The following is a 23341-nucleotide window of genomic DNA, read 5'->3' as shown; positions in this document are numbered from 1 at the left end:
ATCCGTGAAAATCGGCGCACCAACAGAAACGTACAAGGGCGAGGCCCGCGTGGCCATGACGCCCGCCTCGGCCCGGGATTTGCAGAAACTCGGTCATGAATGTCTGGTTCAATCCGGCGCAGGCAATGCGGCCGGATTTACCGACGACGCCTATCGCGCGGCAGATGTGACCGTTGTCGACGATGCCAAGGCGCTGTTCGAACAGGCCGACGTGGTCGCCAAGGTGCGCCCGCCATCACAGGCCGAGGTCCAGATGCTGCGGCAGGGCCAGACGCTGATCTCGTTCTTCTATCCCGGTCAGAACGAAGACCTGATGAAGGCCGCCAACGATCAGGGTGCCACCGTCATCGCGATGGATATGGTGCCACGCATCAGCCGCGCGCAGAAAATGGACGCCCTGTCGTCGATGGCAAACATCGCGGGCTACCGTGCCGTGATCGAGGCGGGCAACAACTTTGGCCGATTCTTTACCGGGCAGGTGACGGCCGCCGGCAAGGTGCCACCGGCCAAGGTGCTGGTCGTCGGTGCCGGTGTTGCAGGCTTGGCCGCGATCGGCACGTCCACCTCGCTGGGTGCGATCACCTATGCATTCGACGTGCGCCCCGAGGTGGCCGAACAGGTCGAATCCATGGGGGCAGAGTTCGTATTCCTCGATTTCGAAGAGGAACAGCAGGACGGGTCCGCAACGGGCGGTTACGCCGCCGTGTCCAGCCCGGAATTTGCCGCAGCCCAGCTGGCCAAGTTCCGCGAGATTGCACCCGATATCGACATCGTCATCACCACCGCCCTGATCCCCGGTCGCGACGCGCCGGAACTGTGGACCGAGGACATGGTCAAGGCGATGAAGCCGGGATCGGTCATCATCGACCTGGCCGCCGAACGTGGCGGCAACTGCAAACTGACCGTGATGGACGAAAAGATCGTCACCGAAAATGGCGTGACCATCGTGGGTTACACCGATTTTCCGTCCCGGATGGCGACGCAATCCTCGCTGCTGTATGCCACGAACGTGCGGCATATGCTGTCCGATCTGACCCCCGACAAGGACGGCCAGATCAATCACAACATGGATGACGACGTGATCCGGGGGGCCACGGCCACCCATGCAGGCGAGGTGACGTTCCCGCCACCCAAGCCCAAGGTCGCAGCCATTGCCGCCCAGCCGAAAAAGCCCGCGGCCAAGGAACTGACGCCCGAGGAAAAACGCGCCAAGGAAGTGGCCGCGTTCAAGAAAGAGACCAAGACGCAGGTCGGTCTGCTGACCATTGGTGGCGCGTTGTTGCTGCTGGTCGGTCTGGTGGCACCCGCCAGTTTCATGCAGCATTTCATCGTGTTCGTGCTGGCTGTTTTCGTCGGGTTCCAGGTGATCTGGGGTGTCGCGCATTCGCTGCACACACCACTGATGGCCGTCACCAATGCGATTTCGTCGATCATCATTCTGGGCGCGCTGACCCAGATCGGATCGGGGTCATGGCTGGTTGTCATCCTCGCAGCACTTGCGGTGTTCATGACAGGTATCAACATCTTCGGGGGCTTCCTCGTCACACGGCGCATGCTCGCCATGTTCCAGAAGTCCTGAGGGGGTAAACAGACATGGAATTCGGTTTCACAACAGCGGCCTATGTGGTCGCAGCCATTCTCTTCATCCTGTCGCTGGGCGGTCTGTCCGGCCAGGAAAGTGCCAAACGCGCGGTCTGGTACGGTATCGTCGGCATGGCGCTGGCGGTTGCGGCGACATTGATCGGACCCGGTAGCGGCTATTGGTTGCTGTCGGTGTTGATGATCATCGGCGGTGGTCTGATCGGCTATCAGCTGGCGACCAAGGTGCAGATGACGCAGATGCCCGAACTGGTCGCAGCGATGCATTCGCTGGTCGGTCTGGCGGCGGTGATCGTGGGCTACATCGCCCATATCGAAATCGCGCGGCTGATCGAACTCGTGGCAACCAGCGGTCCTGATTTCGACCGCAGCTCTCAGGGGGTCTTTGCCGGGCTATTGCTGAAAAAGACCGTGACCGAGATGAACATCCTGCGGGTCGAGCTGTTCTTGGGCGTGTTCATCGGTGCCGTGACCTTTACCGGGTCGGTGATCGCGTATGGCAAGCTGGCGGGCCGTGTGAATACGGCGGCGGCCAAACTGCCGGGCGGTCACATGCTGAACGCCGGGGCTGCGGGTTTGTCGTTGCTCTGCCTGATCTGGTATTTCAACACGGGCGGGTTTTTCCCGCTGTTCATCATGACGCTGGCCGCGCTGTTCATCGGGTATCACCTGATCATGGGCATCGGTGGTGCTGACATGCCGGTCGTTGTCTCGATGCTGAACAGCTATTCCGGGTGGGCGGCTGCCGCGATCGGTTTCAGCCTTGGCAACGATCTGCTGATCGTGGTCGGCGCGCTGGTCGGTTCGTCCGGTGCGATCCTGTCCTACATCATGTGCAAGGCGATGAACCGGTCGTTCGTCAGCGTGATCCTGGGCGGCTTTGGCGGGCCTGCGGGTGAACAGATGGCGGTCGAGGGGGAACAGGTCGCCATTGATGCGGACGGTGTCGCCACCGCTCTGAACGAGGCGGACAGCGTCATCATCATTCCCGGCTACGGTATGGCGGTGGCGCAGGCACAGCAGGCGGTCAGCCAGCTGGTGACCAAGCTGCGCGCGCAGGGCAAGAACGTCCGGTTTGCCATTCACCCCGTGGCAGGGCGACTGCCCGGCCACATGAACGTGCTGCTGGCCGAGGCCAAGGTGCCCTATGACATCGTCATGGAAATGGACGAGATCAACGATGATTTCCCCAACACCGACGTGGCCATCGTGATCGGGTCGAACGACATCGTGAACCCGGCTGCACAGGACGATCCCAACAGCCCTATCGCCGGGATGCCGGTGCTGGAATGCTGGAAGGCGAAACAGGTATTCGTGTCCAAGCGCGGGCAGGGGACCGGCTATTCCGGGATCGAAAACCCGCTGTTCTTCAAGGACAATACGCGGATGTTCTACGGTGACGCGAAACAATCGCTTGAGGCGCTGTTGCCCAAGATCGACTGAGCGAAACCACCAGTTTGACTGGAATATACGCCCGGTGCCGCAAGGTGCCGGGCGTTTGCGTTTGCGCCCGCTGCGGCAATTTTGTCGCCGCGTCTGCGGATGTTTTGGCGGTGCAAAACGAATCTTTGCCGCGCCTGAGCGGCGCAGTAGTGATAGCCAAATTCAACTGTGGGGGGATCTCATGCCACGTATCGTTACTGCTGCAACCTGTCTGGGTCTGAGCGCCCTTTTGTCCGCCTGTGGCGGCGGTGGCGGTGTGACCGTCGACCGCGATTTCGTCGTGGGCAAGGCCGATCAGTTCGAGGTATTGTCAGACCGGCTGGACACGATTGCGCCGACCCAATTTACGGCCATGCCGACCAGCGGCAGCGCATCATTCAAGGGGGCTGGCGGGTTCTTTGTCGAGAACAATGTGAACCGGACCTCGGATGATCTGACCATCGTCGGCGATGCCGACATCACCGCCAATTTCAGTCGCGGCACGGTAACGGGTGATGTGACGAACCTGTTCGGTGTCGTGGGGGCCAACCCCAGGACGGGCCGTTTCTTTGACGTGGATGGTGACATCCAACTGGGTCGCCGTGGGTCATCCATCGGACGTGGCGCGCCCAACAACTTTGCCACCACCTATGACGGAACGCTGCGCACCGACAGCGACGGCACATTCGTGCTGCGTGGGACGGTCGATGGTAAGTTCGGTGGCACGATTCCATCCGCTGCAAAGACACCCGATACGATCCGAGCGATTGCCGGTGTTGACGAGGACGCAGGCATTACGCGCAACGGTCGTGCCATCGACGCGGAATTTCTGGTCTTCGGCGAGAACTGATAGTCAGCCACCGCAGGTGGCACCATTTTCTATCAAAGCTCCCGGCGTCCTATGCGCCGGGCGTTTTTAGTTTCAGAGCCTCGCTGCACGGGATCAGCTCTTCGCCGCTGCCCATTCACCTGGGGCCAGGTCCGCAACGCACCAGTCACCGATTTGCCAGCGCACCAGCCGGAGTGTGGGAAACCCCACATGCGCCGTCATGCGGCGTACCTGACGATTTCGCCCTTCGGTCAGGATGATTTCCAGCCAGCAATCCGGCACGGTTTTGCGGAACCGGACCGGTGGATCGCGGTCCCACAGGTCCGGTGCGGGGATGCGTCGCACCTGTGCCGGACGGGTCGGCCCGTCCTTGAGTGTGACACCCGTGCGCAGCGGGGCGAGTGCGGCATCGGTGGGGTCGCCTTCGACCTGTACGAGGTAGGTTTTGGGGGCCTTGAACCGGGGGTCCGCGATGCGGGCCTGCACCCTGCCGTCACTGGTCAGCAGCAGCAGCCCTTCGCTGTCACGGTCAAGGCGTCCCGCAGGGTAAACCCCTGATGGCAAACCGAAATCAGACAGTGTGCGGCGCGGGGTCGGGCTGCGCGCATCGGTGAATTGCGACAGCACGTCAAAGGGTTTGTTCAGCAGGATCAGATCAGACATTTCACTGTCCTAGCGTGCTGACGGCAGGGGTGCAAAATAAATGCGGTTGCACGAAAAATCCGCTTGATCGGACAGGGCGAATGCCTCACATGCGCCTGACAGACGCCAACGCACGCGCATCCGGGTCGGTTTGCATGACCCCTGTAGCGACGGTAACGTCTCCCTTGGAACTGAGCGGTCTCGGGTGGGTTAACCCATCCAATGGCCGGGTCTACTGGAGATGACCATGAATGCATTTGCTGGCGCTGCTGCGCCCACACGCGTGCCGACACCCAAGCTTGATACATGGGTCGCATCACAGGATTTCGACAAACCGACACTGGTCATCGATGTTGACCGGGTCGAGGAACAGTACCGCGCGCTCAAGGCGGGTCTGGGCCACGCCGACATCCATTATGCGGTCAAGGCGAACCCTGCACCGGAAATCCTGAAACGCCTGACCGATCTGGGATCCCATTTCGATGCCGCGTCCAAGGGCGAAATCCAGATGTGTCTGGATGCAGGGGCCAGCCCGGACATCATCAGTTTTGGCAACACGATCAAACGGGCGTCTGACATTGCCTGGGCGCATGCCGCTGGCATTACCCTGTTTGCCGCCGATGCCCCCGAAGAGCTGGACAAGATCGCCGCCAACGCACCCGGCGCGCGGGTCTACATCCGCCTGATCGTCGAAACATCAGAGGCGGACTGGCCGCTGACGCGCAAGTTCGGCTGCGACAGCGACATGGCGCTGGACATGCTGGATTACGCCAAATCGGTGGGCCTGTCGCCCGTGGGTCTGTCGTTCCACGTCGGGTCGCAAACCCGCCGGGCCGAAATGTGGAAACCCACCCTGGACCAGCTGTCTTTCATCTGGAAACGCGCCAAGGACGCAGGGCACGACCTGACCTTGCTGAACATCGGTGGCGGATTTCCCGCGTTCTACGGCGAGGCGATCGACACGCCGACGGATTACGCCGCCCGCGTGATCGCGCTGGTCACTGAAACCTTTGGCGATATTCCCCAGATCATGGCCGAACCCGGTCGTGGCATGGTGGCCGAAGCCGGTGTCATCGTAACCGAGGTGATGCTGGTCAGCCGTAAATCCGACCGTGACGTGCACCGCTGGGTCTATCTGTCGATCGGCCGGTTCTCGGGGCTGGCCGAAACCGAGGGCGAGGCGATCCGCTATCAGTTCGAGACCGACCGCGATGGTGATGCTACAGGCCCCTGCATCGTGGCAGGCCCGTCCTGTGATAGTGCCGACGTCCTGTACGAAAAGCGCCCGATGCAACTGCCGCTGACCCTGACCAGCGGTGACCGGGTGCTGATCCGCAACACCGGGGCCTACACCTCGACCTATTCCAGCGTGTCGTTCAACGGCTTTCCGCCGCTGGATGTGGTTGTGATCTAAGGGTTTTCACAGAACCGCGATGGTGATGGCGGCGCACGGTATACAGTCGTGCGCCGCTAAGTCGTTCTTCTACAGGCATTTTATCGCTTTACCCAAGGGCGGACACCGCTAGGTTGATCCACAACAGTTTCGAAGTGGATCACCGATGCCGCCGATTGCCGACCACCCGCTGCGATATGCGATGGCCAATGAATTGCACGCCCGCCCATTTCCGGCGGTGCAGGCCCCGTCGCGTGCGGCCTTTCTGGCAATCAAGCCGGCGGAAAACGCCGCAGGCCGCGACCGCGATGCGGATCGGGCGCATCTGATCGAGCTGCTGGACCGCCACGGCGCGCAGCATCCGCAGCCGGGGGCCACGCATTATTCCGGCTATCTGGGCAAGCATCTGCTGAAATGGGAAAGCCACACGGAATTCGTGACTTTTACCCTCTTTGGTGCGGGCACGGCAGAGCGGCCCTTTGACGGGTCCACCTTTGGCATGTTTCCCGAAAGCTGGCTGGCCAAGGCACCGGGGGTCCGCATCACATCGGCCCTGATCCGGATCGAACTGTCAGAGGACGACGACGGCATCACCGACAAGATCGACACCTGGTTCGTGCCGGAAAGCCTGGCCATCAGCCGCGTGCTGGACGGAGAGCTGATCATCGCATCCGATTTCAGGATCGACGAGGCAGGGCATATGCGGTTTGCCATCTTTGCGCGGCCCGCCGCCGGAGAGCGGCGCACGGGGCGCGTGGTACAGCGGTTGTGCGAGATCGAGACCTACAAGGCGATGTCGATGCTGGGCCTCACGCGGGCGCGTGACCTGGGGGCCGATATGGCGCAGATCGACGCCCGTCTGACCAATCTGCTGGAACAGATGTGCGGCACGGTGACCGAACCGGCCGAACTGCTGCACGACCTGCTGCGGGTGTCGTCAGAGCTGGAGAACATCGTTGCGCAATCGGCGTTTCGGTTCGGTGCAACGGGGGCCTATGAGACCATCGTGAACCAGCGGATCGAGGTGCTGCGCGAAACGCGCTACGCCGGGCGCCAGACATTCGGTGAATTCATGATGCGGCGGTTTGACCCCGCGATGCGCACGGTCAAATCGACTGAGGCGCGGCTCAAGGCGATGAGTGATCGTGCCTTGCGGGCAGGGGACCTGTTGCGCACGCGGGTGGATGTCGACCGGTCGGCGCAGAACCGCGATCTGCTGCGCAGCATGGATGCCCGGTCCGACATGCAGTTGCGGTTGCAGAAAACGGTCGAAGGGTTGTCGACGGTGGCAATCAGCTATTACGCGGTCAGCCTCGTGCTTTATATGACGGGACCGCTGGAGGACATGCTGGACGTCAGCAAGACGACAATGGCCGCCATGGTGACGCCACTGGTGCTGCTGGCGGTCTGGTTCATGGTCAAGCGCCTGCGCCGGCATCTGGAGTAGCCGAATTTTCGCGAAAATTCGGGCGCGTCCAATTTTTCGCGAAAAATTGGGGCGTCAGACGAATGTCGCGCGCAGGTGGCCCGCGCGAAACAGACCGACCTTCCATGCAAAGACCAGACCGACGGCGGCTGCGGCGACATTGGCGGTGACTGCGGCCAGCGTGATCCCGGTAAAGTCCAATACGCTGACGCCCAGCCATGCCAGCGGCAGATACAGGGCAAAAATACGTCCCAGCGACAGGGTCATGGACCAACCCGCCTTTGACCGCGCATTCATCGCAGCATTGATGACCACGACGAAACCGTAGCCGAACAGCGACCAGCCCACGATTTTCATATAGGTGACCGCGTAATCTGCAGCGCCGCCGCCAGAGGTCAGCCAGCTTGCAAAGGGTTGCGCAAAGACAAAAAGGATCAGTCCCACCAGAACGCCATATGCGATGCAGAACGCCAAGGCTGCCTGAAGCCCCTTGGCTGCGCGGTCCTTTTGTCCGGCGCCCCAGTTCTGGCCTACGACAGGACCGATTCCGGACGACAGCGCCAGCATCGGCACCAGTGCGATTTGCTGCACGCGGGTCGCCGCGCCAAAGCCGCCCACGGCATCGGTGCCAACGGTCGCCACGGCGGCGGTGACGGCGGCCATACCTGCCGGATTGATGGCGTTGGAAAAGGCCGCGGGCCCACCGACACGGAACAATTCTTTTGTTGACCACATCAGGTCCTGGGTCACGTTTTCGCACCAGATCAGGATGTTTTGCCGGCCTGCATAGGCAATTGCGACTGCACAGATGACCATCCGTGCGACGAACGTGCCAAGGGCGGCACCCGCCGTGCCCATATCGAATGTAAAGACGAAGAGCGGCGTCAGGATGATATTCAGGACCGCCTCGGCCGACATCAGGACGGCGGGGGCAACGGAACTGCCGTGGGCGCGGATCAACGCGTTGATCTGCATCGTGATGACCAGCGGCGGAAACGACAGGCACCAATAGGGCATGAATGCCGCGATTTCTGTCTGCACGTCGTCCTGTGCGCCAAGTGCGGCAAAGAGGTAGGGATAGGTCAGATAGAAGGCACCCGCGATAAACAGGGACATGATCAGCCCCAGCCCGACCGTGTGCAGGCCGATGCGCGTCGGGTCACGGTCGGTGTCATCAGAGCCCAGCGTCTGGCTGACGGTGGCGTTGGCCCCGGCGCTGAGGCCGATGGACAGAGATGTGATCGCCGCTGTGATCGGATAGATGAAGCCGACGGCGGCGAGTGGTGCGCCCCCCAGCTTACCTAAGAAATAGGCGTCGGCAAGGCCGACGGACAGGACGGCGAGGATACCGATGACCATCGGGCCGGACAGGCGGGCGAGGGCGCGCCAGACAGGCCCCTGTGTCAGATCGGTATCATCAGCGCTCATGAGGGGTCCTTTGACGTTCGGACCCAATGCGCCCGGACGACGATCGGTTCCCTACAGGCCGCGAATGCGTGGATCGAGGGCGTCACGTAACCCGTCGCCGATATAGTTTACCGCCAGCACGGTGAGTGAGATCGCGAGGCCGGGCCAGACCACACGTTCGGGGAAACTGACCATGCGCGGCACCGCGTCGGCCAGCAGTTTGCCCCATGTCGGGTAATCCGGCGGAAACCCGAGGCCAAGAAACGAGATCGCGGATTCGGTGATGATCGCAGTGGCGAGGCCCAGCGTGGCGCTGACCATGATGGGTGACAGCACGTTGGGCAGCAAGTGGCGGGTGATGACGCGACGGCTGGGTGTGCCGATGGACCGGGCGGCGAGGACGTATTCGCGTTCCTTCAGCGCCAGCACGTCGCCGCGCACGATGCGGGCGGTCTGCATCCAGCTTGTGATGCCGATGCCGATGACGATCAGGATAAAGATGCCTTGTTCGGGGCCAAAGGCGGCACGTAGCGGATCGCGGAACAGCAGCATCATCACAAGGAGCAATGGCAGCAGCGGCAGGGCGAGGAACAGGTCGGTCAGGCGCATCAGCACGCCGTCGAGGCGCGGGAAATAGCCTGCGATCACACCGACGAAGGTGCCGATCAGGATCGCAAGGATCATCGCGGTCCAGCCCACCGCAAGAGAAATACGCCCGCCCTGCATGGTCTGCGCCATGATGTCCCGGCCCAGGTTGTCAGTGCCGAAGGGATGCGCCCAAGACACGTTTTCCGCCCCCCACAGCGCGTTGATGATCGGGCGCAGATCCTTGTTGCGGATATCCAGCTTGGCCGGGTCCAGACCCCACAGCCACGGACCGATCAGGCAGAACAGCGTGATGCCCAGCAAGAAGATCAGGCCCGCCATTGCCCCTTTGTGACTGCGAAACTGGTCCCAGACGTCCCACCATTGGTTGCGGTCCTTGACCGGGGCCACGGGGGTCGGGTCGCCTGCGGGCAATGCGGGGTTGGCTGTGCGATCAGTCATAGCGGATCCTTGGATCAAAAACGCCGTACAGCACGTCGGCAATCAGGTTGAACATGACGATCAGCACCGCGAACAGGAACGTCAGCGTCATGACCATCGGGATATCGTTGCCCTGCAGGGCGATAATCAGCAGCTGGCCCAGACCGTTCACCTTGAAAATCTGTTCGGTGATGATCGCCCCACCAAAGATGCTGGGGATCCCCAGTGCGATCACGGTGATCACGGGGATCATGGAATTGCGCAGCACGTGGCGCAGGACGACGACGCTCTCGCTCAGGCCCTTGGCGCGAGCGGTGCGGACGTAGTCCTGGCCAAGGTTGTCGAGCATCGCCGCGCGCATGTAGCGGCTGATCTGGGCGGTGGTTTGCAGCGCCAGCACCATGACCGGCATCACCATCTGGCGCAGCTGGAACACGAAACTGTCCCAGTCGCGGACCTGATGGGTGGTGTCATATATCGACGGTAGCCAGCCAAGTGATACGGAAAAGATCACGATCAGCAGCACGCCCGAAAAGAACGGCGGCACGGAAAAGCCGATCATCGACACGAATGTGCCGGCCTGATCGAACACCGAATACTGCCGGTAGGCGCTGATGATGCCGACGGGCAGGGCGATCAGCACGCCCACCACATAGGACATGCCGACGACCCACAGCGTCTGCGGCAGGCGCTGTGCGATGGTGTCGAACACGGGGCTGCGCGACTGGAAACTGATGATGCGTTGCTGACCGTCTGCCAGAGACGTGCCGAATGCGCTGTCGATCCAATAGGCGGGTTCGACGATGAAAAACTGTTTCAGCCACAGCGGAAAGCGGACCCACCAGGGTTCGCCCAGCCCCAGCGCCTCGCGCATTTGCTGTTTGACCTCGGCCGGGATCGTCAGCGGCATGGATGCCATCGGGTCACCGGGGGCGAGTTCCAGCAGCATGAAGATCACGAAGGCGATCAGCAAAAGCGTCGGAATGGATATCAGTAACCTGCGGAAGGTGTAGGTCAGCATGATGTCAAACGCCTTGGCTAAGTGTCTACGTGTCAGTGTGGGCGGGCCAGTGCGGCCCGCCCGGTTGTCAGGTTCAGCGGTTGTCGCCGGTACGATACCAGTCAGCAACGTTCCACAGTTCCGAATCCCATGTGTTCAGAACCACACCGCCAAGGCTGTTGGCATGGGCGGACAGACGACCGCGATCCACCAGCGGAATCATCATCCCGTTCTGGACCGCCATGTCGTTGAGTTCGCGGGCGATGCGGCCACGCTCGTTGAGGTCGGCGGTCTGGGTCAGTTCTGCGTGCAGGGCGTCGTATTCTTCCATGCAGAAACGGCTGATGTTCTCACCCTGCCACTGTGTGTCAGGTGTGGGGGCCGCGTCGCACTTGCCGTTGCCCAGATAGGCCTGCGGGTCGGTGCCGGGGAAGTTGTTGGCGTACATCTGCACGTCAGCCATGAATTTCTGGAAGGTATCGGGCGAACCCGGATCACCACCAAAGAAGACAGAGCTGTCGATGTTGCGCAGTTCGACCGACAGGCCGATCTGTTCCCACCAATCCTTGATCAGCGCCTGAAAGTCCTGACGGACAGCGTTGGTCGAGGACTGGAACAACATCGCCATCGGCACGCCATCGGGGGTTTCGCGCACGCCGTCACCGTCGGTGTCGACATAGCCTGCCTCTTCAAGCATGGCCTTGGCGCCTTCGATGTCCTGCGTGTCGCAGGTCATGGAGTCAGAGGCGTAAAGGTCGGGTGCCGGCACCCAGTTGCAGGTCACGCGACCGGCCTGACCATAGCCGACCTCGACCAGCAGCGGACGGTCGATCGCCATGGACAGCGCGTTGAACACGGCCGGATCGCCCAGGAACGGGTGCGGACGGATGACCGAACGTTCGGCGTCGGACAGGGACGGGTCGGGGTTGGTGTTGTTCAGCATGATGCGTTCAACCAGCGTGCCGAAACCGGCGACAGGCACGCCCTGACCGCCTTCTTGCATCTGGGCAATCACGTCGGGCGCCAGTTGCAGGTTCCAGGCGTAGTCGAATTCGCCGGTTTCCATGACGGCGCGGCCAGCGGCGGTTGCATCGCCGCCACCCTTGAGCGTGACCGTTTGGAACGCGGGCTTGTTCGCATCACGGTAGTTCGGGTTCGCCTCGAACTGGATCACGTCGTTGGTGCGGAAATCCGTCACGACGAACGGGCCTGTGCCGATGGGCATAAAGTTCTGATCGGTACATTCCGGTGCCTTTGGCCCCAGGCAATCGGCGAATTGGGCGGCCTGGATGATCGGGCTTTCTGCGCCGTTGAACGCCGAATAGGGGTAGGGCGTCGCTGAGGAAAAGTTCACGATGACCGTCAGGTCATCGGGGGTTTCGACGCTGGTGATGCCGTCGAATTTGGTGGCCTGTGCGCAACCGCCGCCTTCTGCGGTGCAGTATTCATAGGTGAATGCCACGTCGGCAGAGGTGAACGGCGTGCCGTCCGACCATGTGATGCCTTCGGTGATCTTGTAGGTGATCGAGGTCAGGTCCTCGGCCACGCCACCGTTTTCGACCGTCGGGACCTCGTCCACCAGCCAGGGCACGATTTCGCCCGTCTCGTTGAACCGCATCAGGGGTTCGAGAACCAGCGATGCGGCCTCGACGTCCTTGGTGCCGCCCGACAGGAACGGGTTCATGATGGATGGCGCCTGCCAATAGATGATGTTGACCTGGCCGTCGCGGCCACGGTCACCCTCGTGGGCATCTGCATGCACCATGGGCGCTGTGCCCATGGTCGCAATCGCGCCCAGCAGAATTGTCTTCATTTTCATGCGTTAACTCCCTTGTTGCTTTGCATGTGCCTCGGCCTTTTCGGTCTCTGAGGCGTGGTTTTCATAGAGGTGGCAGGCCACGAAACGGCCTGGTTCCACCTCTTGAAAAGTCGGGTCGATGCGCTTGCACACGTCCATGACGGCAGGGCATCGGGTACAGAAATTGCAACCCTGTGGCGGTTTTGCAGGGGACGGCACGTCACCTTGCAGCACGACACGCTGGCGGGTCTGTGCCTTGGACGGATCGGGTTCGGGGACAGCGGACAGTAGCGCGCGGGTATAGGGATGCAGCGGCACGTCATAAAGCGGCCCGCGCGGGGCCAGTTCGACGACCTTGCCCAGGTACATGACCGCGATGCGGTTCGCGATATGGCGCACCATCGACAGATCGTGGCTGATGAACAGATAGGTCAGGCCGAATTGTTCCTGCAGATCCTCCAGCAGGTTCACCACCTGCGCCTGAATGGACACATCGAGGGCGGCGATGGGTTCATCGCAGACGATGAATTTGGGGTTCAGGGCCAGCGCGCGGGCGATGCCGATGCGCTGCCGCTGACCGCCTGAAAAGGCGTGCGGATAGCGTTTCGCAAAGGCGCGGTTCAGGCCCACGGCATCCATCAGTTCGGCCACCTTGGCGGCCTTTTCGTCCTTGGACAGTTTGGTGTGTTCGTCCAGCGGTTCGCGGATGATCGCCTCGACCGTCATGCGCGGATTCAGCGATGCCTGCGGGTCCTGAAACACCATCTGCATGGTCGGGCGCATTTCGCGCAGGTCGGATTGGCTGGTCTGGCTGATTTCGACGCCGTCGATTTCCACGGTGCCGCCGGTGATGTCATACAGGCGCAGCACGGCGCGCCCACAGGTGGATTTGCCGCAACCGGATTCACCGACCAGACCCAGGGTTTCACCGCGCTGAATGTCGAAACTGACGCCGTCGACGGCCTTGACCGCACCCGTCTGGCGGCGAAACAGGCCGGAATAGATCGGAAAATGCATCTGCAGGTCGCGGATGCGGACCAGTGGGCTGTTGTCATCCAGCATCATGGGCATCCTTTGCGACGAAACAGGCGGCGTCATGGCCCGCGCCAAAGTCATAGCGCGGCGGATTGGCCTGCGCGCAGCGGGGTTCCGCGACATCGCAGCGATCGCGGAACGAACAGGCGGTGGGGGCCGCAGACAGAATGGGCGGCTGGCCTTCGATGATGGTCAACCGGCGCGCGCGTTCTTCTGAAATTTTGGGGATCGTCGTCAGCAGGGCGCGGGTATAGGGATGCTGTGGGTTCTGAAACAGCTCTTTGACCGGGGCCTGTTCGACGACCTGACCGCCATACATGACCATCACGCGGTCGGCGATGCCTGCGATGACGCCCAGATCATGTGTGATCCAGATGACGGCCATGCCCAGTTTGTCGCGCAGTTCCTTCATCAATTCGATGATCTGCGCCTGAATGGTCACGTCCAGCGCGGTTGTCGGTTCATCGGCGATCAGCACCTTGGGATCGCAGGCCAGTGCGATGGCGATCATCACGCGCTGGCGCATGCCGCCGGAAAACTGGTGGGGATAATCCGACAGGCGTTGGGCCGCACCCGGAATGCCGACCAGTTCCAGCAGTTCCTGGGCGCGGGCGCGGGCGGCCTGTTTGGTCAGCCCCATATGCGTGCGCAGCGGTTCCATGATCTGATAGCCCACGGTGAAGACCGGGTTGAGCGATGTCATCGGGTCCTGAAACACAAACCCGATCCGGCCCCCGCGTACACGGCGCAGATCGTCATCGCTGACGTCCAGCAGATCCTGACCCTCAAAGGTGACGGTGCCTGCACGCACATCGGCGGGCGGCGACGGCAACAGACCCAGTAGCGACATCATGGTCACCGATTTACCCGACCCGCTTTCGCCGACAACGCCCAGCAGTTCACCGGCCTTGAGGTCAAAGCTCACGTCATTGACCGCGTGGACCTCGCCACCGCGCGTTTTGAAAACAGTCGTAAGGCCCTGCACATCAAGCACAGCCTGCGCCCCGTTGGGCATGGGCGAACCTCCCTGGTTCGATATGGTTGATCGCAGTCCGTCATTGGTGCGGCCCGTCGACAACCGGAACGGTAACAAGAAATTTTTCCCTAGCAAGTGCCAAAGGTTGCTTGACGTGGAGGCGGATCGGGTGGCTGGTCACGGGAGGCCTGTCGCGCGATAAGGGCACAAACCGCAGGCGAGGGCGCGAGATGAAGCAAGTGATATGTATCAATTGGGGCACGAAATACGGGCCGACCTATATCAATCGCCTGTATGGTATGGTTGCGCGTAACATCACGCCACCTTTTCGTTTCACGTGTTTTTGCGACAATTCCGAAAATATTCGCGCAGAAGTCGACTGCCAGCCGCTGCCCAAGATTGATTACGAGATTCCGAAGGCCAAGACGGGGATCTGGCCAAAATCGCGCCTTTGGGGCGAAACTTTGGGCGATTTAAAAGGCCCGGTTTTGTTTCTGGACCTCGATGTGATCGTGACCGGATCGCTGGATTCGTTCTTTGAGGCCGGTGCGCCGGAGGACGTGATTTTGACGCGCAACCGGGTGGTCGTTTTCGAAAAACTGGGTCAGACGTCGGTGTTCCGGTTCATGGCGGGTGGGCTGAAACCGTTGCAGGACCTGTTCAAGACCGACCCGCAGGGCATCGCCGAGGAATACCGTTATGAACAGCGGTTCGTGACCCGCAACGCGCCGGGGGGTGTGAAATTCTTTCCCGACGGATGGGTGGCCCATTTCCGGCGCGACTGCCGCAGGCCGTTTCCGCTGAACTATTTTCTGCCGCCAAAGCTGCCAAAGGGCGCGCGGATCGTCATCTTTGCCGGGCACCTCAATCCGCAGGACGCGATTGAAGGACGGTGGAGCGATGCCGTCCCCCCGCGCAGTCCGTTGGCGCATCTGCGCGCGATCGGCCAGCGTGATCGGTCCGGCAGTATTTGGCGTTATCTGCGGCATTATATCCGTCCGGCCCCGTGGGTGGGCGATCACTGGCGGCCTTGAATATGTCCGGGGCCGGGGTCAGGATGCCCTGACCAGACCGGAGCATCCCCATGACACTGACCGCAAGAAACCTGCTGGATCGCCTCGTGAGCTATCCCACCATCAGCCGGGACAGTAACCTGGACCTGATTGATTTCGTTGAGGATTACTTGCGCGATTATGGTGTAGAGGCCGTCCGGGTGCCGAATGCGGACGGCACCAAGGCCTCGCTTTATGCACATATCGGCCCAGCGGTCGATGGTGGCGTCGTGCTGTCGGGGCATACCGATGTGGTGCCGGTCGACGGGCAGGCCTGGGACACCGACCCCTTTGTCGTGACCGAACGGGACGGGCGGCTCTATGGCCGTGGCACCTGCGACATGAAAGGATTCGACGCGCTGGCGCTATCGGCCGTGCCATTGGCGCTGGCGCGCGGGATCAAGCGGCCGTTGCAGATCGCGTTGTCCTATGACGAAGAGGTCGGCTGCCTGGGCGCGCCGCCGATGATAGACCATATGGTCAGCCATGGTTTGCCGCGCGCCGATACGGTGCTGGTGGGCGAGCCGTCGATGATGCAGGTGGTGACGGCGCACAAGGGCGGGATCGGATTTTCCGTTCATGTGCAGGGATTTGAAATCCATTCCTCACGCATCCACGAGGGCGTCAGCGCGATCATGCAGGGCGCGCGTCTGATCGATTGGGCCAACCGGCTGAACGCGGAACGCGCGCAGGCCACGCCCAGCACGCTCGCCGCGGCATTCGATCCACCCTATACCACGGCGCATGTGGGCGAAATCGCAGGTGGCACCGCGCATAACATCACCGCCAAGGACTGCCGGTTCGACATGACCTTTCGTGTGGTTCCGGGCGAGGACGTCGATCACTGGCGGCAGCTTTTCCTGAACGAAGTCAAAAGGATCGAGGCCGAGATGCAGGCCATCCAGCCGACGACCCGGATCACGGTCGATGAATATTTCGGCCTGCCGGGACTGGCACCAGAGACCGCAGGCCGGGCCGAGGCGCTGGCGCGCCGGCTGACCGGCGACAATGCCACCCATGTCGTCAGCTATGGCACCGAAGCCGGTCAATTTCAGGAACGTGGGTATTCGGCCTGCGTCGTGGGACCGGGTGACATTGCCCAGGCCCACCAGCCGAACGAATTCATCAGTTGCGAACAATTCGCCAAAGGCGAGGCGTTCATCGCGCGTCTGATCGACGATCTTGCGCGATGACGGGTCCGGTCACGGCGGCAACCCCGCAGCAATTTGCGCCAGACCTGCCCGACCAAACCGAGGTCGTGGTCATCGGTGGCGGCATCATCGGCGTGATGACGGCGTGGGAGCTGGCCCGCGCAGGCATCCCCTGCGTCCTGCTGGAAAAAGGGCGTGTCGCGGGCGAACAATCCAGCCGCAACTGGGGTTGGATTCGCGCACAGGGCCGCGACATCGCCGAATTGCCGATCATGCTGGAATCGCAGGCCATGTGGCCCCGTCTGGCGTCAGAGGCGGGCGACGTGGGCCTTGCGCAGACCGGAACGCTGTATCTGGCCAAGGATGCCGCCGATATGGCGCGCTATGCCGATTGGATCACGCAGGCAGCCCCCTATCAGGTGTCGTCGCGGCTGCTGACGTCGGATCAGGCGGCAGTTCAGATACCCGGTGCGGCACGTCGCTGGGCCGGGGCGCTGTGGACACCGACCGATTACCGCGCAGAACCCTGGGTCACGGTCCCCGCCTTTGCCCGCGCGGCACGGGATGCGGGTGCAGTCATCATCGAGCATTGCGCCGCACGGACGCTTGACCTGTCCAGCGGACGTGTCACCGGTGTGGTGACCGAGGCCGGGCTGATCGCTTGCAAGAGCGTCGTCCTGGCCGGTGGGGCCTGGTCGTCGCTGTTTCTGCGCAACCACGGGATCAGCATTCCGCAGCTCTCGGTACGGGCAACGGTCGCTGCGACCGTGCCGCTGGGGGATGTAAACCCCGGTGGGGCCGTCGATGACCGGCTGGCCTGGCGTAAGCGTAGCGACGGTGGCTTCAGCCTTGCCCCTGCGGGATTTCACGAATTGTTCGTGGGTCCGGACGCGTTCCGTGCCTTTGGCGGCTTTGCGCGGCAACTGATCAAGGACCCGCTGGGTACGTCTTACAAGCCAGTCGCACCAAAGGGGTTTCCGGATGCATGGGGAACGCCGCGGAACTGGTCCGGCGACCGTGCCAGCCCGTTCGAGGCGATGCGTGTCCTCGACCCGCGGCCCAACGCAGCCAAGGTCAAACGGCTGGCCCGCGACTTTGCCGCGACCTTTCCTGGCCTGGGCGAGGTGAGGATCGCGCAAGCTTGGGCGGGGATGATCGATGTGATGCCGGACGTCGTGCCGGTCGTGGATCATGCAGACACCATTCCGGGCCTGACCATCTGCACCGGCATGTGCGGCCACGGGTTCGGCATCGGACCTGCGATGGGGCGTATCGTTGCGGATCTGGCGCAAGGCAACGACGCAGGTCACGATATCAGCCGCTTTCGGCTGTCACGGTTCAGCGATGGTTCGCGCCTGGTGCTGGGACCGAACCTGTGATGCTTGCAGGGGCTGCGCCGGGGTGACAGGATCAACCCAAAGGAGACATATCATGCCCGTCAAGAACCGCTTTGCCGAACTGCACGACGCCATCACCGCGATTCGCCGTGATCTGCACCAGCACCCCGAGATCCTGTTCGAAACACACCGCACATCGCAGGTGGTGGCCGACCGCCTGACCGCGATCGGTTGTGACGAGGTGGTGACCGGAATAGGCCGGACAGGCGTTGTTGGCGTCATCAAGGGCAACAGTGATAAATCTGGCAAAGTCATCGGCTTGCGCGCCGACATGGATGCGCTGCCCATCCATGAGGCGACCGGGTTGGACTATGCGTCCAAGACACCGGGTGCCATGCACGCCTGCGGCCACGACGGACATACCGCGATGCTGCTGGGGGCCGCGCAATACCTGGCAGAGACCCGCAACTTCGACGGCACCGTTGTTGTCATTTTCCAACCCGCCGAAGAAGGCGGCGGCGGCGGACGCGAGATGTGCGAGGACGGTCTGATGGATCGCTGGAACATCGACGAGGTCTACGGCATGCACAACTGGCCCGGTCGTCCCGTCGGCAGCTTTGCCATCCGGCCAGGTGCGTTTTTTGCCGCCACCGACCAGTTCGACGTCGTGATCGAAGGCAAGGGCGGGCATGCCGCCAAGCCTCATGAAACCGTGGACAGCACGCTTGTCGCCGCGCATTGCGTGACGGCGCTGCAATCCATCGCCAGCCGTAACGCGGACCCGGTCGATCAGGTGGTGGTCTCCGTCACCTCGATCGAGAGTTCGTCCAAGGCCTACAACGTCATCGCCCAGCGGGTGCATTTGCGCGGCACCGTGCGCACCATGTCCGCCGAGATGCGCGAACTGGCCGAACAACGGCTGACCGCGATCTGTAAAGGCACGGCAGCCACCTTCGGCGCGCAGGCCGATGTCACCTATCACAAGGGCTATCCTTGCATGGTGAATCACGACGAACAGACCGCATTTGCCGCCGACGTGGCGCGGGCGGTGGCCGGCAGCTGCGATGATGCGCCCCTTGTCATGGGCGGCGAAGATTTCGCATTCATGCTCGAGGAACGCCCCGGCGCCTATATCCTCGTGGGCAACGGCGACACGGCCAGCGTCCACCACCCGGAATATAATTTCGATGATGCCGTGATCCCGGCGGGATGTTCCTGGTGGGCCGAAATCGTGGAACGCCGGATGCCGGCTGCCTGACGGGCAATCGCTGTTTTGAAAATATCCCGGGGGAGGACCGCAGGTCCGGGGGCAGCGCCCCCATCCCCGGCAGATCAGCTGCGCAGCAGGTCGCGGTAGATCGCGATCAGGCGTGCCGCCTCATCCGCAATGCGAAAGCCGTTTATGGCGCGCGGACGGCAGTTGGCGGACCAGCGGCTGAGGGTGTCCGGATCGGCAAGGGCTGATTGAATGGCTTGTTCCAGCGCCGGGTAGTCTTCGGTCGCAATCAGGGTGCCGGTTTCGCCGTCCGCCACGATCTCTTCGAACGCGCCCGTGCGGGTGGCGATGCAGGGCACGCCGCAGGCCATCGCCTCGAGCGGGGTCAGGCCGAATCCTTCGTTGCGTTGCGGCGCGATATAGAGATCGATGGCCTGAAACCACGGGGCGATGGTCCAGCCGGGATCCTCTGGCAGGATATGGATGCGGTCGGCCACGCTTGATGCGGCAACACGGGCGCGCAGGTCGTCCATGAAACCTTTGAAGTGTTCCGTAACGCCACCCATCATGACGGCATGGGCATGCGGAAATCGCGGCAGCAGGGCAATCATCGCGTCGATGAGCAGGTCATTGCCCTTGGACGGGCGGATGCGGCCAAAGCAGCCGAGCAATGTCGCGTCCACAGGCAGGTTGAGCCGCGCGCGCAGGGCCGCGCGGTCATCGGCAGGACAAAAATGATCCGTGTCGATGCCGTGGTGGATCACTCGCGCGTCGCGCCTCAGGAATGACGCGGACCGGGCAGAGGTCGCGACCAATGCGTCCTGTTTGCCGATCAACCACTTGGTATAGCCCGAATGATCGCGCTGTGCTGCGGATGTGAACATCAGTTTCAGCGGCTGGCGCAGGATGTGTTTCAACGCAAGGCCGGCCAGCATCTCGTTGTTGCGCCGGGCGTGCCAGACGCGGGGGCGGCGGCGCATGGTGAACAGATCGCGGATGCGGATCTGCGGGATGTCCGGCGGCAGCTTTGGCCCCACGCTTGCAATGGCGATGTCCTTGGCCTGCAATGGCACCAGCCGCAGGACGGTCGAGGTCACACCGGAATACCGCTTTTTCAGGTTCGGGGCGATCACCTGCACGGTGTTGGCGTCGGTCATGGGGCGTGGTCCTTGGTCAGCGACAGCAGGCGACGGGCGAGGTCGGCGGTGCCGTCGCCCTGCGCCTGTTTACAGGCAATCGCGGCGGTGGCCATGGGCTGTGCGGCGTTGCCGGTCAGCAGATCATTCACGGACCAGGCCAATGTGTCCGGTGTCACGGCGCGCGCGCCGCCTGCGCCGTTCAGCGTGGCATAGTCTGCTGCGCAATTCGCAACCTTTGGTCCGTGCAGAATGGCGGTGCCTGTGCAGGCCTCCCACGGGTTGTGACCGCCAGCATCGCCGAATGATCCGGCAATGAAGGTGACAGGCGACAGGCGATACCATGTCCCCATCTCGCCCAGCGTATCGGCAAGGTAGACGTCAGCGGTGGGTGCGTCCCCGGCGCTGCGGCGGCTGACGGTCAGACCGCGCTGTCGGGCGAGGGTCGCGATCTCGTCCGCGCGGTCCGGGTGGCGCGGTGCAAGGATGAGGCACAGGTCAGGATGTAGCTCGCCCAGGGCGACATGCGCATCGAGGAGTGGTGCATCCTCTCCAGCATGGGTCGAAGCGGCCAGCCAGCGGGGGCGACCTGCAAGTGCGGTTTCCATTTCGGCCCGCAAGGCAGGGTTATCGGGTGCAGGTGGTGCTGCGGCCTTGAGATTTGCACCCACCTGAACACGTGCAGCACCCAGGCTGCGCAGGTTCTGCGCCGTGGCCTCGGTCTGGGCCACGATCAGTGCGAATTGATCCAGCAACCACCGGGCGGGCGCGCCGAGCTGGCCCCAGCGTTTGACGGAACGGTCGGACAGCCGGGCGTTCAGCAGAACGAGCGGCACGCCGCGGTCTGCGCAGGATCGGATCATGTTGGGCCAGATTTCCGATTCGATCAGCACGGCCAGATCGGGTCGCCACTGCGCGTGGAAACGGCGCAGGACGGCGGGGCTGTCCAGCGGCGCGAACTGGTGGATTGCACGGGCGGGCAGGCGGCGCGCCAGAATCTCGGCTGATGTCGCGGTGCCAGAGGTGACGAGGACCGTCAGGTCGGCGCGCTGTGCGTGCAGCGCGTCGATCAGCGGCAGGATCGACAGTGTTTCGCCGACGGATGCGCCATGAAACCAGATCAAGCGGCCCTCGGGCCGGGGCTGCGTGGCCTGGCCTGTGCGTTCGCGGGCGCGGGCGGGGGTGACGCCCTGATCTGTCAGTTTGTGGATCAGCCTGCGCTGCAAGATGGGCACGGCAAGGGACGCGAACCCGGCATAGGCGCGCAGCAGAAGCGGCGAGCGCATCAGCCGCCGGTATGGCTCATGTGGCGGGACACCTGACCGTCGACTTCTTGGCGGGAATAGTCGAAATCGTGGCCCTTGGGTTTGAGCGCGATGGCGGCGCGGATCGCGTCCTCCAGCACGGCGTCGGATTCGGACGATCGCAGCGGGCCACGCAGGTCGGAATGACCTTCTTGTCCCAGACAGGTATAGATTTCGCCGGTGCAGGTGATCCGCACGCGGTTGCAGGATTCGCAAAAATTATGGGACAGCGGCGTGATGAAACCGATTTTCTGGCCGGTTTCTTCCAGCCGGACATAGCGCGCGGGGCCGCCGGTGGATTCGGGCAGGTCGGTGACGGTGTAGCGGTCGGCCAACTGGGCGCGCAGATCCTTCAACGACCAATACTGGCCGATGCGGTCCTCGTTTCCGATGTCGCCCATCGGCATGACCTCGATGAAGGTCAGGTCAATGTCGCGGCTGGCGCACCAGCTTGTGAGCGTGAACAGCTCGTCCTCGTTGAAATCCTTGAGCGCGACGGCGTTGAGTTTGACCCGCAGACCGGCCTTTTGGGCGGCGTCGATGCCGCGCAGGACCTGCGGCAGGCGGCCCCAGCGGGTCACACGGGCGAATTTCGCCTCGTCCAGCGTATCGAGGCTGACGTTCACGCGGCGCACGCCGGCGGCATAGAGGTCATCTGCGAAGCGCGCGAGCTGGCTGCCGTTGGTGGTCAGCGTCAGTTCCTTGAGCGCGCCGCTGTCGAGGTGGCGCGACATGGAGCGGAAGAACGTCATGATGTCCCGGCGCACCAGTGGTTCGCCGCCGGTGATCCGCAGCTTTTCCACGCCGAGGCGCACAAAGGCGCTGCACATGCGGTCCAGCTCTTCGAGCGTGAGCAGTTCCTTTTTCGGCAGGAACGTCATGTTTTCCGACATGCAGTAGACGCAGCGAAAATCGCAGCGGTCCGTGACGGAGACACGCAGGTAGCGTATGGCGCGGGCGAAAGGGTCGATCAGTGGTGCATTCATGAGGCGAACCTAAGGGCCGGCGGCGCTGCGCGCAAGCATCGCACTTGGCCTTGTCACGCGGGCGGCATGACGTATCTTGCAACACATGAAAGCATTATTCCTGATCCCAGTCATCGCCCTGTCCGCCTGCGAGGCCATGATGGTCCCGGCGTCAGCCCCTGCAACTGCGCCCGGTGCGACGCCAGTGACGGCGCCGGTCGCCACGCTGGACCCCACGCCGCCACCGCCGCCGCCAGCGGCCGCAACCACGGTCGATGATTTCGATACGACAACGGAAGAAGACAAGGCCGAGGCGCTGGAGGTTACGACGCCGGTGTCCGCTGAACTGGGCACCACGCTGGTGACGCTGGGGTCGCCTGCCGATCCGGGGATCTGGTTGAAAACGCCGCTGGTGACAGCGCTGACACCGGGGCGCGTGGCCTATCGATCGAACGAGGCCAACGTGGAGTTGCGCCCGTCGGGCGGCACCGTCGGATCGGGTAGTGAAATGTCACTGCCCGCGATGCGCGTGCTGGAAATCCCGCTGACGGAGATCGCCGAAGTGACTGTGTCGCGCCGGTAAATTTGGGCGGGCGGGCCCACCCGCCCACCCTTTTTGGGGCTTTG

Annotated in this window: 20 protein-coding genes; 10 read left to right on the top strand and 10 right to left on the bottom strand. The window is 62.7% G+C overall.

Annotated features, from left to right (window positions below; all coding sequences use genetic code 11):
- The first annotated feature begins 4 nt into the window (after positions 1-4).
- The 3 genes from BMX27_RS09570 (at position 5) to BMX27_RS09560 (ending at position 3871) form a co-directional block, all read left to right on the top strand.
- Positions 5-1579, top strand: coding sequence for a Re/Si-specific NAD(P)(+) transhydrogenase subunit alpha (locus BMX27_RS09570; RefSeq protein WP_090159597.1), 1575 nt, complete (start codon positions 5-7; stop codon positions 1577-1579).
- A 14-nt stretch (positions 1580-1593) separates the two neighbouring features.
- Complete coding sequence (locus BMX27_RS09565; RefSeq protein ID WP_090159596.1) at positions 1594-3042, top strand: NAD(P)(+) transhydrogenase (Re/Si-specific) subunit beta; 1449 nt, start codon at positions 1594-1596, stop codon at positions 3040-3042.
- Positions 3043-3223: 181 nt separating this feature from the next.
- On the top strand, positions 3224-3871 hold the full coding sequence (locus BMX27_RS09560; protein ID WP_090159595.1) for a HupA family protein: 648 nt from the start codon (positions 3224-3226) through the stop codon (positions 3869-3871).
- Between the two features lie 93 nt (positions 3872-3964).
- Here the strand turns inward: BMX27_RS09560 and BMX27_RS09555 are convergent, their stop codons facing one another.
- Positions 3965-4513: a pseudouridine synthase gene (locus tag BMX27_RS09555; RefSeq protein WP_090159594.1), complete on the bottom strand. Its 549-nt coding sequence runs from the start codon at positions 4511-4513 to the stop codon at positions 3965-3967.
- Between the two features lie 226 nt (positions 4514-4739).
- On the opposite strand from BMX27_RS09555, the gene BMX27_RS09550 reads away from it, so the two are divergent.
- A complete protein-coding gene (locus tag BMX27_RS09550) occupies positions 4740-5906 on the top strand; it encodes a type III PLP-dependent enzyme (protein WP_090159593.1) in 1167 nt (388 codons plus the stop codon).
- A 145-nt stretch (positions 5907-6051) separates the two neighbouring features.
- On the top strand, positions 6052-7332 hold the full coding sequence (locus BMX27_RS09545; RefSeq protein ID WP_090159592.1) for a DUF3422 family protein: 1281 nt from the start codon (positions 6052-6054) through the stop codon (positions 7330-7332).
- Positions 7333-7386: 54 nt separating this feature from the next.
- Here BMX27_RS09545 and BMX27_RS09540 read toward each other — a convergent pair whose 3' ends face one another.
- The 6 genes from BMX27_RS09540 to BMX27_RS09515 form a co-directional block, all read right to left on the bottom strand.
- Entirely contained in the window at positions 7387-8739 is a 1353-nt protein-coding gene (locus BMX27_RS09540) for an MATE family efflux transporter (protein ID WP_090159591.1), read from the bottom strand.
- 51 nt (positions 8740-8790) lie between these two features.
- Positions 8791-9765 carry an ABC transporter permease gene (locus BMX27_RS09535; protein WP_056034659.1) on the bottom strand — a complete coding sequence of 325 codons (975 nt, stop codon included), beginning with the start codon at positions 9763-9765 and terminating at the stop codon, positions 8791-8793.
- The gene (locus BMX27_RS09530) at positions 9758-10765 is read right to left on the bottom strand and encodes an ABC transporter permease (RefSeq protein ID WP_090159590.1); all 1008 of its coding nucleotides are present in this window, start codon (positions 10763-10765) and stop codon (positions 9758-9760) included. Before BMX27_RS09530 ends, BMX27_RS09535 begins: the two co-directional genes overlap by 8 nt.
- A 73-nt stretch (positions 10766-10838) precedes the next feature.
- Positions 10839-12563, bottom strand: coding sequence for a peptide ABC transporter substrate-binding protein (locus tag BMX27_RS09525; RefSeq protein ID WP_090159589.1), 1725 nt, complete (start codon positions 12561-12563; stop codon positions 10839-10841).
- 3 nt (positions 12564-12566) lie between these two features.
- A complete protein-coding gene (locus tag BMX27_RS09520; protein ID WP_090159588.1) occupies positions 12567-13604 on the bottom strand; it encodes an ABC transporter ATP-binding protein in 1038 nt (345 codons plus the stop codon).
- On the bottom strand, positions 13594-14592 hold the full coding sequence (locus BMX27_RS09515; protein WP_090159587.1) for an ABC transporter ATP-binding protein: 999 nt from the start codon (positions 14590-14592) through the stop codon (positions 13594-13596). Before BMX27_RS09515 ends, BMX27_RS09520 begins: the two co-directional genes overlap by 11 nt.
- A 191-nt stretch (positions 14593-14783) precedes the next feature.
- On the opposite strand from BMX27_RS09515, the gene BMX27_RS09510 reads away from it, so the two are divergent.
- From BMX27_RS09510 to BMX27_RS09495, 4 genes are read left to right on the top strand one after another with little or no spacing between them, the layout of a single operon-like run.
- Positions 14784-15587: a glycosyl transferase gene (locus BMX27_RS09510; protein WP_090159586.1), complete on the top strand. Its 804-nt coding sequence runs from the start codon at positions 14784-14786 to the stop codon at positions 15585-15587.
- Between the two features lie 44 nt (positions 15588-15631).
- Entirely contained in the window at positions 15632-16798 is a 1167-nt protein-coding gene (argE, locus tag BMX27_RS09505; protein WP_090159585.1) for an acetylornithine deacetylase, read from the top strand.
- On the top strand, positions 16795-18135 hold the full coding sequence (locus tag BMX27_RS09500) for an NAD(P)/FAD-dependent oxidoreductase (RefSeq protein WP_090159584.1): 1341 nt from the start codon (positions 16795-16797) through the stop codon (positions 18133-18135). Before argE ends, BMX27_RS09500 begins: the two co-directional genes overlap by 4 nt.
- 52 nt (positions 18136-18187) lie before the next feature.
- Positions 18188-19351: a M20 aminoacylase family protein gene (locus tag BMX27_RS09495; protein ID WP_090159583.1), complete on the top strand. Its 1164-nt coding sequence runs from the start codon at positions 18188-18190 to the stop codon at positions 19349-19351.
- A 74-nt stretch (positions 19352-19425) separates the two neighbouring features.
- On the opposite strand, the gene BMX27_RS09490 is transcribed toward BMX27_RS09495, so the two are convergent.
- From BMX27_RS09490 to moaA, 3 genes are read right to left on the bottom strand one after another with little or no spacing between them, the layout of a single operon-like run.
- Positions 19426-20466, bottom strand: coding sequence for a glycosyltransferase family 4 protein (locus BMX27_RS09490; protein ID WP_090159582.1), 1041 nt, complete (start codon positions 20464-20466; stop codon positions 19426-19428).
- Positions 20463-21731, bottom strand: coding sequence for a 3-deoxy-D-manno-octulosonic acid transferase (locus BMX27_RS09485; protein WP_090159581.1), 1269 nt, complete (start codon positions 21729-21731; stop codon positions 20463-20465). The genes BMX27_RS09490 and BMX27_RS09485 overlap by 4 nt, the downstream gene beginning before the upstream one ends.
- The gene (gene moaA, locus BMX27_RS09480) at positions 21731-22735 is read right to left on the bottom strand and encodes a GTP 3',8-cyclase MoaA (protein WP_090159580.1); all 1005 of its coding nucleotides are present in this window, start codon (positions 22733-22735) and stop codon (positions 21731-21733) included. The genes BMX27_RS09485 and moaA overlap by 1 nt, the downstream gene beginning before the upstream one ends.
- 85 nt (positions 22736-22820) lie before the next feature.
- On the opposite strand from moaA, the gene BMX27_RS09475 reads away from it, so the two are divergent.
- Entirely contained in the window at positions 22821-23297 is a 477-nt protein-coding gene (locus BMX27_RS09475; RefSeq protein WP_177172692.1) for a D-galactarate dehydratase, read from the top strand.
- Positions 23298-23341 lie beyond the last annotated feature (44 nt).

The sequence above is a fragment of the Loktanella sp. DSM 29012 genome (assembly GCF_900110705.1).
In the GTDB taxonomy this organism is placed as follows: domain Bacteria; phylum Pseudomonadota; class Alphaproteobacteria; order Rhodobacterales; family Rhodobacteraceae; genus Loktanella; species Loktanella gaetbuli.
Note: the sequence above shows the minus strand (reverse complement) of the source record. Positions and strands in the feature narration are given on the sequence as shown.